At 63.7% G+C, this 9,712-nt stretch carries 11 protein-coding genes; 8 read left to right on the plus strand and 3 right to left on the minus strand.

Annotation, left to right across the window (positions count from 1 at the left end; all coding sequences use genetic code 11):
* On the plus strand, positions 1-2,013 hold a 2,013-nt coding region (locus MOV75_RS15665), incomplete at its 5' end, for a TonB-dependent siderophore receptor (RefSeq protein ID WP_247006135.1).
* Between the two features lie 117 nt (positions 2,014-2,130).
* Positions 2,131-3,384 (plus strand): serine hydrolase, encoded by a 1,254-nt coding sequence (locus MOV75_RS15670; RefSeq protein WP_247006137.1) that lies wholly within the window; start codon positions 2,131-2,133, stop codon positions 3,382-3,384.
* Positions 3,385-3,559: 175 nt separating this feature from the next.
* On the opposite strand, the gene MOV75_RS15675 is transcribed toward MOV75_RS15670, so the two are convergent.
* Positions 3,560-3,919, minus strand: a complete 360-nt coding sequence (locus MOV75_RS15675) for an AraC family ligand binding domain-containing protein (protein WP_247006139.1) — start codon at positions 3,917-3,919, stop codon at positions 3,560-3,562.
* A 183-nt stretch (positions 3,920-4,102) separates the two neighbouring features.
* On the opposite strand from MOV75_RS15675, the gene MOV75_RS15680 reads away from it, so the two are divergent.
* Both MOV75_RS15680 and MOV75_RS15685 read left to right on the plus strand, forming a co-directional pair.
* Positions 4,103-4,765: an SRPBCC family protein gene (locus MOV75_RS15680; RefSeq protein WP_247006141.1), complete on the plus strand. Its 663-nt coding sequence runs from the start codon at positions 4,103-4,105 to the stop codon at positions 4,763-4,765.
* Positions 4,765-5,127: a helix-turn-helix transcriptional regulator gene (locus tag MOV75_RS15685; protein WP_246926410.1), complete on the plus strand. Its 363-nt coding sequence runs from the start codon at positions 4,765-4,767 to the stop codon at positions 5,125-5,127. Before MOV75_RS15680 ends, MOV75_RS15685 begins: the two co-directional genes overlap by 1 nt.
* 33 nt (positions 5,128-5,160) lie before the next feature.
* Here MOV75_RS15685 and MOV75_RS15690 read toward each other — a convergent pair whose 3' ends face one another.
* On the minus strand, positions 5,161-6,042 hold the full coding sequence (locus MOV75_RS15690; protein WP_246926413.1) for a LysR family transcriptional regulator: 882 nt from the start codon (positions 6,040-6,042) through the stop codon (positions 5,161-5,163).
* A gap of 152 nt (positions 6,043-6,194) precedes the next feature.
* Here MOV75_RS15690 and MOV75_RS15695 point away from each other — a divergent pair, with 152 nt between their 5' ends.
* Positions 6,195-6,848 carry a hydrolase gene (locus tag MOV75_RS15695; protein ID WP_246926416.1) on the plus strand — a complete coding sequence of 218 codons (654 nt, stop codon included), beginning with the start codon at positions 6,195-6,197 and terminating at the stop codon, positions 6,846-6,848.
* Positions 6,849-7,030: 182 nt separating this feature from the next.
* Here MOV75_RS15695 and MOV75_RS15700 read toward each other — a convergent pair whose 3' ends face one another.
* Positions 7,031-7,528, minus strand: a complete 498-nt coding sequence (locus tag MOV75_RS15700; protein ID WP_246926418.1) for a peptide deformylase — start codon at positions 7,526-7,528, stop codon at positions 7,031-7,033.
* A gap of 76 nt (positions 7,529-7,604) precedes the next feature.
* Here MOV75_RS15700 and MOV75_RS15705 point away from each other — a divergent pair, with 76 nt between their 5' ends.
* From MOV75_RS15705 to MOV75_RS15715, 3 genes are all read left to right on the plus strand, one after another.
* Positions 7,605-8,189, plus strand: a complete 585-nt coding sequence (locus tag MOV75_RS15705) for a TetR/AcrR family transcriptional regulator (RefSeq protein WP_247006142.1) — start codon at positions 7,605-7,607, stop codon at positions 8,187-8,189.
* A gap of 85 nt (positions 8,190-8,274) precedes the next feature.
* Positions 8,275-8,859, plus strand: coding sequence for a DUF308 domain-containing protein (locus MOV75_RS15710; RefSeq protein WP_247006143.1), 585 nt, complete (start codon positions 8,275-8,277; stop codon positions 8,857-8,859).
* Between the two features lie 277 nt (positions 8,860-9,136).
* A partial coding sequence (locus MOV75_RS15715; protein ID WP_247006144.1) for an MFS transporter occupies positions 9,137-9,712 on the plus strand: 576 nt, incomplete at its 3' end.

Consider the following 9,712-nt stretch of genomic DNA (forward strand, 5'->3'; position numbering starts at 1 on the left):
GGAGCTCCGGCGTCGGCCCCGACGCTGCAGAGCGCGATCGGTCCTGTGCAGGGCTTCGTCGCGACGCGCAGCGCCACCGGCACCAAGACGAACACGGCGCTGATCGAGACGCCGCAGTCCATCTCGGTCGTGACGCAAGATCAGATCCGCGACACCGGTGCGCGAACGGTCGGCGAGGCGTTGGCCTACACGGCCGGTGTGCAGACGCAGCCCTACGGTTTCGATCCCCGTTATGATCAGTTTCTGATCCGGGGATTTGCGGCCAACGTGTATGGCAACTATCGTGACGGCTTGCGGCAGGGCAATGGTTCGTTCGCCTATTTTCGCAACGAACCCTACGGAGCCGAGCGAATCGAGGTGATGCGCGGTCCGTCATCGGTGCTGTACGGCGCCAACGAAGCCGGCGGCATGGTGAACTATGTGAGCAAGATGCCGCTCGATAAGCGGTTCAATGAGGTCGGCCTCGAAATCGGAAATTTCGATCGCTATCAGGGCAGGTTCGACTTCAGCGGGCCAACGCTGGACAACGACAAGCTGCTTTACCGCTTCACCGGCCTGGTGCGTGACAGCGGCACGCAAATCCCCGGGACCTGGGATGACCGCGTGTTTCTCGCCCCGAGCTTTACCGCCAAGCTGGGTGAGGATACGACACTCACCGTGCTGGCCGAGTATGAGCGCAGCAGGACCTCGATGTGGCCGTATTATCTGCGCAACCCGGTGACGGGCGTGGTCACCAATATTCGTCTCGGCGACCCCGCATTCGACGCGCTTACGCAATGGCAAGCCTCGATCGGATACAGGCTCGACCATCGCATCAATGAGGCGCTGGCCTTCCGGCAGCATGTTCGGATCGGGCACGTGTCGTTCGAGGGCAACATGATCGATGCTCTCAGCCTCTCGCCCGACGGGCGCACGCTCAACCGCTATGGTGCGACGTTCCGGGAATGGCTGAACACGTTCAACGTCGATAATCAGATCGAGGCCAAGCTGGTCACAGGTCCGGTCAAGCATACGGTGCTCGCCGGCGTCGACTATTTCCGGCAAGGCACGACGCTGGACTATTATGCGGGCCTGGCGCCGTCGCTCGATCTGACCAATCCGGTCTACGGCAGCTCGGCGCCGACGACCCCTCTGGGGCTGATGAGCGCCAACAGCCAAACGCTCGGCCAGGTCGGGCTCTACGCACAGGATCAGATGGCCTGGGGCGGCTGGCGGCTGACCATCGGCGGCCGGCAGGACTTTGCCGCGCTGTCGAACCGCAACGACCTTACGGGCGTGACGAGCGATAGCGCGCCCGGCAAGTTCACCGGCCGCGCCGGATTGTTGTATCTGTTCGAGTCCGGCCTTGCTCCTTATGTGAACTATGCGACGTCGTTTCTGCCGCTGACCGGCACGACGGCCCCACAGCGCGGCAGCACGCCGTTCGCGCCGACAACGGGTGAATCTTTCGAAGCCGGCATCAAATATCAACCTCTCGGCTGGAACAGTTACTTCACGGCGACCTGGTTCAACCTGACCAAGGACAACGTGCTGACCATCGATCCGGCCTTTCCCACCTTCTCGGTGCAGACCGGCCAAGTCCGATCGCGCGGTGCGGAGCTCGAAGCCGTGCTGTCGTTGGCCGAGGGACTCAAGGGCATCGCGTCCTACAGCTACACCGATGCGACCGTCACGCGCAGCAATGGCCTCGATCTCGGCAAGGTGCCGATCGGCGTGCCGTTGCAGCAGGCCGCGATCTTCCTCGACTACACCTGGCAGACCGGCCCGCTTGCAGGCTTTGGCATCGGTGCCGGTGCGCGCTGGATCGGGCAGACCTGGGCGGACGAGGTCAACACGATCAGAAATCCCGCCATCATGGCGTTCGATGCGGGGGCGCATTACGACTATCGCGGCATGCGGCTCGCCGTGAATGCGCGCAACCTGTCGGATGAACGCGTGCCGATCTGCAACGCCGGGACCTGCTCCTTCACGCAGGGACGGACCGTGCTCGGGAGTGCGACAGCGCGGTGGTGAAACGGATTTGCGCTGCGCCATCCTGATCGGCGCGCAGGGACCCGGCGCAAACGTCGGATGTCCGTCACGTTCCGCCGTGATACGACATCCGCGTCGTCCTCTCCGGAGCCACCTTGCATGTCCACCGCGATCGCGCCCAGCCAACAGCCCGCCACCTCCACCGACCCCAAATCCCTCGGCTGGATGCGCGGCTTCCCGCCGTCCTCGGACCGCCTCATCACCTTCCAGGATGGCTCGTTCCGCAATTTCCCCGAGCTGCGCTGGGCGTGGTCCAACATCCGCCAGCTGGTGCCGACGGTGAACGTCTGGCGCGGGGCGGGGCCGGCGTCTGTGCTGCCGCGCCAGGACCATGACATCGGCGCGGTCGCCTCGACCACGATGGATGGCCGGCCCATGACCTTTGAAAAGATGCTGGAGGAGACCTACACCGACGGCATCGCGGTGCTGCATCGGGGGAAGCTGATCTACGAGCGCTATTTTGGTGCGTTGAAGCCGCACAAGCCGCATATCGCGATGTCCGTGACGAAATCGTTCACTGGCGTGCTCGCAGGCATGCTGGTCGCCGAAGGCAGGATCGATCCGCAGGCGCCGGTCACCGACTACGTACCGGAGCTGAAGGCGAGCGCGTTCGGCGACGCGCGCGTGCACGAGGTCATGGATATGACCACGGGGCTCGTCTACACCGAGGTCTATACCGACAAGAATTCGGATGTGTGGGGCCTGCGACGCGCCAACGGCATGGCCCCGATCCCGCCCGGTTATGAAGGCGCGACCACGATCTTCGATTTTCTCGTCGCGCAGAAGAAGCAGGGCGAGCACGGCAAGGCCTTTGCCTACAAGACCGTCAACACCGACGTGCTGGCTTGGATCGTCAGGCGCGCCGGCGGCATGACCTTGTCCGACCTGCTCTCCGAGCGCATCTGGCAGCCGATGGGTGCGGAGGAGGATGCGCACTACCACGTCGACCGCATCGGCACCGAGAGCGGCGGCGGCGGGCTCTCCACGACACTGCGCGATCTCGCCCGTTTCGGCGAGACCATGCGCAATCACGGCCGCTGCAACGGCCGTCAGGTCGTGCCATCACAAGTGGTCGAGGACATCGCGCGCGGCGGCGATCCCGAAAAATTCAAGCCGGCCGGCTACACCACGCTGCCGGGCGCGTCGTATCGCAACCAATGGTGGGTGACGCACAACGAACACGGTGCCTACATGGCGCGCGGCGTCCACGGCCAGGGCATCTACATCGATCCCAAGGCTGAAATGGTGATCGCGCGTTATGCATCGCATCCCATGGCGGGCAACGCCGCCAACGATCCCGTGACGCTGCCGGCCTACATGGCGCTGGCGAAGGCGCTGATGGCGGGTGGGTGAGGGCGCGGAAGCTGACTCGTCGTAGCCCGGATGAAGCGAAAGCGTAATCCGGGACAGACCAACCGGATCGCGCGATTGCCCCTGCAGAACGAACTCCGGATTGCGCTGCGCTCCATCCGGGCTACGAGGCCTGCCAAAACCGTAAGATCGGTCGAGCAGGTCTGGCCGTCACCGGCTAAGTGGCGCCGTCATGCGCCTCCTGCCAATGCGGATAGGTGACGTAGGCGGTGACGGTGCCTTGCTCGTGCGAGCGGATGCTGACCGTCTCGCCCTTCGGCATGTAGACGATCTCACCGGGACCTGCGGTGACGGTGCTGCCGCGGCTCGTGACCGACAGCTTCCCCTCGAGGACGATCATGACATCGTCGACCATGATCGTCTCTTCGAGAGTCTGGTTTGGCGCGTAGCGGCCGAAGCCGATCGTGATCGGTCCGCCGTGACGTTGGTCGACCAGGTTGCCGACGAAGATGTCGCCGTCCTGTCCCGGCGAGCGTTCGAGCGAAGCGTCGGAGATGGCGAATTTGCGAACTTTCATGAATTCCTTCCGTCTTGCGCAGGCCTGGCGGGGATGGGGGACCGATAGACGTTTGAGCAGGGGTTTGGTTCGCCTCGCCTCGCGAGGCGGTTTGACGCAGCGGCGGAGTGCCTTAATATAAGTATTGACTTATATTAACCTCGGTCGATATTCATCCTTGCGCCAACGATAAGGAGGAACGCAATGCAGATCGATGTCGCCAGGGTCCTCGGGCTTGTCACGCGTTCGGTGAAGAACTTCGAGAAAGACGGCAAACCTGCGAGCGCAGTGACACTGACAAGGCTTTATGACACCAGCGTCGAGGATCTCTGGGACGCCGTGACCAACAGTGAGCGCATCCCGCGATGGTTCTTGCCGGTCGAGGGAGACCTCCAGCTCGGCGGAAGGTACCAGCTCAAGGGCAATGCGGGCGGCACCATCACGGCGTGCACGCCGCCGACGCATTTTGCGGCAACGTGGGAATTCGGCGGCGCGATCAGCTGGATCGACGTCGGGCTGGCAGCAGAACGCAGCCAGGCGCGTTTGACACTTGAGCACACCGCGATCATCGAGGATCATTGGAATCAGTTCGGCCCGGGTGCGGTGGGGATCGGTTGGGACCTCGCACTTGCAGGACTGGAGCGATATGTTGCGACGGGGGCATCGGTCGACCACGAGACGGCCGAGGCTTGGATGGGCTCGCCGGAGGGCAAGGAGTTCATGACGACCAGCGGCGAGTCTTGGCGGGCGGCGCACGTCGCGAGCGGGGTCGACCCTGATGCGGCCAAGCAGCGCTCCGACCGCACCATCGCATTCTATCGCGGCGAGATGCCGCCCGACATCGTTCATCCCGGCACAGGAAGCTGATGCACGTCTTCGAGGTCCTCGCCGATCCCGTGCGCCGCCGCATCCTCGAGCTGCTCGGCCAAAACGAAATGGCGTCCGGCGAGGTCGTCGAGGTGATCGGGGCCGAGTTCGGGATCACCCAGGCGGCGGTCTCGCAGCACCTCAAGGTGTTGCGAGAGAGCGGTTTTGCCAATGTCCGGGCGGAGGCGCAAAGGCGCCTTTATTCGGTCGACGTTGCCGGGCTTCGCGCGGTGGATGCGTGGATCGGTCAGTTCCGGAATTTCTGGGAGCCCAGGCTGGACGCGCTGGCAACCGAGATCGCGCGCGGCAAGCGCGAGCGTCGCAACGCCCCCATCACCAAGCGGAGCGGGAAGAGGGCTTGATGAAATCGCGAACTTGGCGGTGAGGAAGCGAGGTTACGCGGGATGCGGAGCCGGCTCGCAATACTCAATCAGCAATTCGGTGAGGACTCGTATCTTCCGTGCGGGATGCTGGCCCGGCGGGCGGACCACATAGGCACCCGCCGGAGACGGGGGATATCGTGTCATGACCGGCACCAGCGCGCCGGAGGCTACATATTCATGGGTGAGGCTGTCGGGAAGATAGGCGATCCCGAGTCCTGCCGTTGCAGCCAAAACCAGAGCTGTGCCGTTATCGGCCTTGAAGCGACCCTGCGGACGCACGGTGAGGATCTTGTCGCCATCCATGAGTTGCCACACTTCGGTGCCCTGCATGAGGGCCTCATGGGCGACGAGTTCCTCCGGCGATTCGGGCGCCCCATGGGCCTTGATGTAGTCCGGGCTCGCGACAAGCTTCCCATGTATGGGTCCAACGCGTCTTGCGATCAGATTGGAGTCCGGAAGATAGCCAAGCCGTATCGCGCAATCATATCCTTCTGCGATGAGATCAACGAAGCGATCGCTGTAACAGGTGTGGATCTGAAGATGGGGATGACGCCGGGCCATCTCCGCAAGGATGGGAGCGAAGTGGGTCGGGCCGAAAGTAAATGGCACCGCAACTCGCAAGCGTCCGCGCAACTCTCCGGCGGGTAGAACTGCCTCCCTCGCTGCGTCGATCTCGGCGCAGACTCTGGCTGCATGGTCTCGAAACGTGACGCCGGCCTCCGTGAGCGCAGCCCCGCGGGTCGTTCTCGCAAGAAGTTGGACGCCAAGTTCCGCTTCAAGCCGGAAAAGCCGACGACTGACGATCGATTTGGCGACGCCCAGCCGGAGCGCGGCGGCCGAAATTCCCCCGGCGTCGGCGATTTCGACGAACGTCCGTATGTCTTCGATGTCCAACTCAGCGTTCCTCATTCCGCGACACAGCGTGCCGCGGCACGACACTACCGTATCGCATCCGGGAACACCAATCTCGGTGCCGGGCTACGTCGCTGCTGGCGTACGTCTCGGAAAAACCAGTGCCGCTCACAACGGCAGTAAAGGATGCAACGATGACTTTTCGTAACGGCCTTGCTTCGCTTCTTCGTCCCGAAGACTCGGTGCTCGTTCTGATCGACCACCAGCCGTACCAGCTCGCGAACGTGAACAGCCACGAACCTCAGATGGTGATCAACAATACGACCGGTCTGGCCAAGGCCGCCAAGGCCTTCGGCGTTCCCACGATCCTGACCACCGTGGTCGCTGAGCGGGGTGGTCTCCTTTTCCCTCAGATCACGGACGTTTTCCCCGGCCAGGAAGTGTTCGACCGGACGTTCATCAACACCTGGGAGGATCGAAAGGTGGTGAACGCAGTCAAGGCAACGGGGCGCAAGCAACTCGTCATTGCTGGCCTGTGGACCGAAATTTGCGTGGCGATGCCGGCGATTCAGGCTCTCGGCGAAGGCTGGGATGTAACTGTCATCACCGACGCCTCTGGCGCCGTTTCGGTGGAGGCCCACGAGGTCGCGATCCAGCGCATGATCGCGGCGGGCGCGAATATGATGACCTGGCTGGCGCTGGCGGCCGAATGGCAGCGTGACTGGGCTCGGACCGATCAAGCTGCCGCGCTGACGGAGGTGATCACCCAGCATGCCGGCGGGAGCGGCATCGCATACCTGTGGGAGCAGCAGCTGCTCAACACGCCGGTGCCCGGCAAGGCCCGATGATCTGAGCGTGTGAAGGGTCCGATCGCCTCGCTCCGAAAAAGCAGTTGCATCGGGAAAGCTCGTCACACCCTCTCAAAGAAAACGCATGGTTGCCGGCGGCCGCGCGAAAGCGCAGGCCGCTGGCGTAGTCCATCCGTCTTGCTCCGGCGCGGGCGGATAGCGGATGCGCTTCGCCGATCCCCTTAAGGTCGCCCCATCTTCTCGTACTTCTTCACCAGCCGCTCGCGCTTGAGCCGCGACAGCCGCTGGATCCAGAACATGCCGTCGAGCTGGTCGATCTCGTGCTGGTGACACACGGCGCGCAGGGCGTCCGACTCCTCGGTTCGCGTGTTGCCGTCGAGATCTTGATAGCTGATGCGCACGCGCGCGTGGCGCTGTACTTCGTCGTTGACCCCGGGCATCGAGACGCTGCCTTCGCGGTGCATGATCATCTCGGGTGACGCCCATTCAATGACCGGGTTGACGTAGGTGAGAGGGCCCTCCTTGGCGTCGAACTCGAGCACGACGACGCGCAAGGGCACGCCGATATGCGGCGCGGTGATGCCGATCCCGGGCGCAGCGCGCATCGTCTCCAGCAGGTCCGCCGCAAGCTCGCGCAAGCCGTCGTCGAACGCGGTGACGGGGCGGGCCGAAATCGCGAGCCGGCGGTCGGGATAGCGGACGATGGGGCGAATGGTCATGTCAGGTTCCTAGCATTCACGGATCATTGAAGCATCCTTTGTTGACGAGCCTACCAACTGGAAGGTAGCTAGGGTGATGAGCAACGTCTCCTCGACCGCCGACGACATCCTGGCCTGCGCACGCTCGCTGATCATTGCCGGCGGGTATAACGGCTTCAGCTATGCCGACATCGCCGACGTGGTCGGCATTCGCAAGCCGAGCATCCACCACCATTTCGCCAGCAAGGTCGACCTGGTCCGCACCCTGGTGTCGCGCTATCGCGAAGAGGCGCAGGCGGGATTGGCGGCACTCGAGCGCAACGTCCCGGACCCGCGCGACCAGCTCGAAAACTATGTCGCCTATTGGGAGGCCTGCATCACCGACGCGACCGCTCCCTTCTGCGTCTGCGCGCTGCTTGCCAGCGAGCTTCCGATCCTGCCCGAAGAGGTGGCGCTGGAGGTCCGCGCGCATTTCCGTTTCCTGGCGTCGTGGCTGACATCGGTGCTGGAGCGCGGCAAGCGGAAGGGACGGCTGCATCTTTCCAGCACCGCAAAGGTCGAGGCCGAAGGATTCATGGCGACCGTTCACGGCGCGATGCTGTCGACGCGTGCCTATGGCGATCCCAGGATGTTCGGGACCATCACCCGGCCGCTGCTCGATCGGCTGTCCACCAGGCACTGACGAAGAAGGCACGACACGGGCCGCAATGCCGTTCTGCGTCGACTTCTGCATCATAATCTACCAACTAGTAGGTAAGGAGAGGACAATGAGAAACCGTGAGACGACTTCGGACATCGCCGACCATGCGCAATGGCTGAACCAGTATTATTTTTTGCGCGCCGCGTTTTCCGTCGCCTGGGTCATTGCGGCCTTTGCGATCGCGCCGTCGTCGGCGGTCGTCGCTGCAGCGCTGCTGGTCGCGTATCCGGCATGGGACGCCGCGGCCAATTATCTCGACGCGCTCTGCAGCGGCGGATTGAACCAGAACCGCACGCAGGGCCTGAACGTGCTGGTCAGCCTCGCGACCACCATCGCGGTCATCCTGGCATTGCAGGTCAGCATGAACTGGGTGCTCGGAATCTTCGGGGCCTGGGCGATCCTGTCCGGGTTGCTCCAGCTCGGCACGGCGGTGCGGCGCTGGAAGATTTTCGGCGCGCAATGGGCCATGGTGCTCAGCGGCGGCCAGTCGGCACTGGCAGGCGGCTTCTTCATCTTCCTGGCCACCATGCCTGCGGCTCCGTCGATCGCGAACGTCGCGGGCTATGCTGCGGTCGGCGCGCTCTACTTCCTGGTCTCGGCGCTCTGGCTCACGGTCAGCACATGGCGCCGCAGCGCAGCCGGCGAGTCTTGATCGCGGACGTCACGCAAGAGTGGAGGGATAGGATTGGCGGGATGATGCCCTGATGCCAGTGTTTCGCCCGACGAGTCAAATCGCGGCGTGCCATGGCGAGCTCCGCGGCTCATCTCGTCGCCCGTTAAGTCCTTGATCGCGCAGAGGCCGGCTACTGTGCATGGGGTTGTTTTCGCGAATTGTATTGGCCGGGTCTGCAAAAACTTGCCCCGGCCTTGTCGGCCAGCGCAGTTCCCATTCGTCTTCCAGCCAGACAAGATCATCTCGGGAGACCAAAATGACTCAATCCCCCTATCGCTGGGTGATCGTCGCTGCCGGAGGCCTGCTCGGCTGCGTCGCCATCGGCGGCATGTTTTCCCTGCCGGTGTTCCTGCAGCCGATCGCCAAGGACACCGGCTGGTCGGTAACAGGCATTTCCAGCGCGATGACCATCGGCTTTCTGGCGATGGCGTTCACGAGCATGGTTTGGGGCACGCTGTCGGACCGGTTCGGACCGCTGCCGGTGGTGCTGACGGGATCGACCGTTCTGGCGCTCAGCCTGTTCGCCGCGAGCCATGCGACCTCGCTTCTAGCGTTCCAGGTCGTGTTCGGCCTTCTGACCGGTGCGTCCTGCGCGGCGATCTTCGCGCCGATGATGGCGGCCGTCACCGGCTGGTTCGAGACTCAGCGCAGCCTCGCCGTGTCGCTGGTGTCGGCCGGCATGGGCATGGCGCCAATGACGATGGCGCCGCTCGCGGCCTGGCTCGTCTCCGGCCACGATTGGCGCACCTCGATGCAGATCATGGCGCTGGTGGTCGGCGCCATCATGATCCCGGTCTCGTTCCTGGTGCGCCGTCCGCCGGCGCTGGTGCAG

Source organism: Bradyrhizobium sp. PRIMUS42 (assembly GCF_023006515.1).
Classification (GTDB): domain Bacteria; phylum Pseudomonadota; class Alphaproteobacteria; order Rhizobiales; family Xanthobacteraceae; genus Bradyrhizobium.

Bases quoted from the DNA above. Each gene is read 5' to 3' on its own strand.
- MOV75_RS15700 (WP_246926418.1), bottom strand. From the start codon at position 7,528: ATGACCATTCGCCCCATCGTCCGCTATCCCGACCGCCGGCTCGCGATT.
- MOV75_RS15685 (WP_246926410.1), top strand. From the start codon at position 4,765: ATGCACGTCTTCGAGGTCCTCGCCGATCCCGTGCGCCGCCGCATCCTC.
- MOV75_RS15710 (WP_247006143.1), top strand. From the start codon at position 8,275: ATGAGAAACCGTGAGACGACTTCGGACATCGCCGACCATGCGCAATGG.
- MOV75_RS15675 (WP_247006139.1), bottom strand. From the start codon at position 3,919: ATGAAAGTTCGCAAATTCGCCATCTCCGACGCTTCGCTCGAACGCTCG.
- MOV75_RS15695 (WP_246926416.1), top strand. From the start codon at position 6,195: ATGACTTTTCGTAACGGCCTTGCTTCGCTTCTTCGTCCCGAAGACTCG.
- MOV75_RS15705 (WP_247006142.1), top strand. From the start codon at position 7,605: ATGAGCAACGTCTCCTCGACCGCCGACGACATCCTGGCCTGCGCACGC.
- MOV75_RS15680 (WP_247006141.1), top strand. From the start codon at position 4,103: ATGCAGATCGATGTCGCCAGGGTCCTCGGGCTTGTCACGCGTTCGGTG.
- MOV75_RS15670 (WP_247006137.1), top strand. From the start codon at position 2,131: ATGTCCACCGCGATCGCGCCCAGCCAACAGCCCGCCACCTCCACCGAC.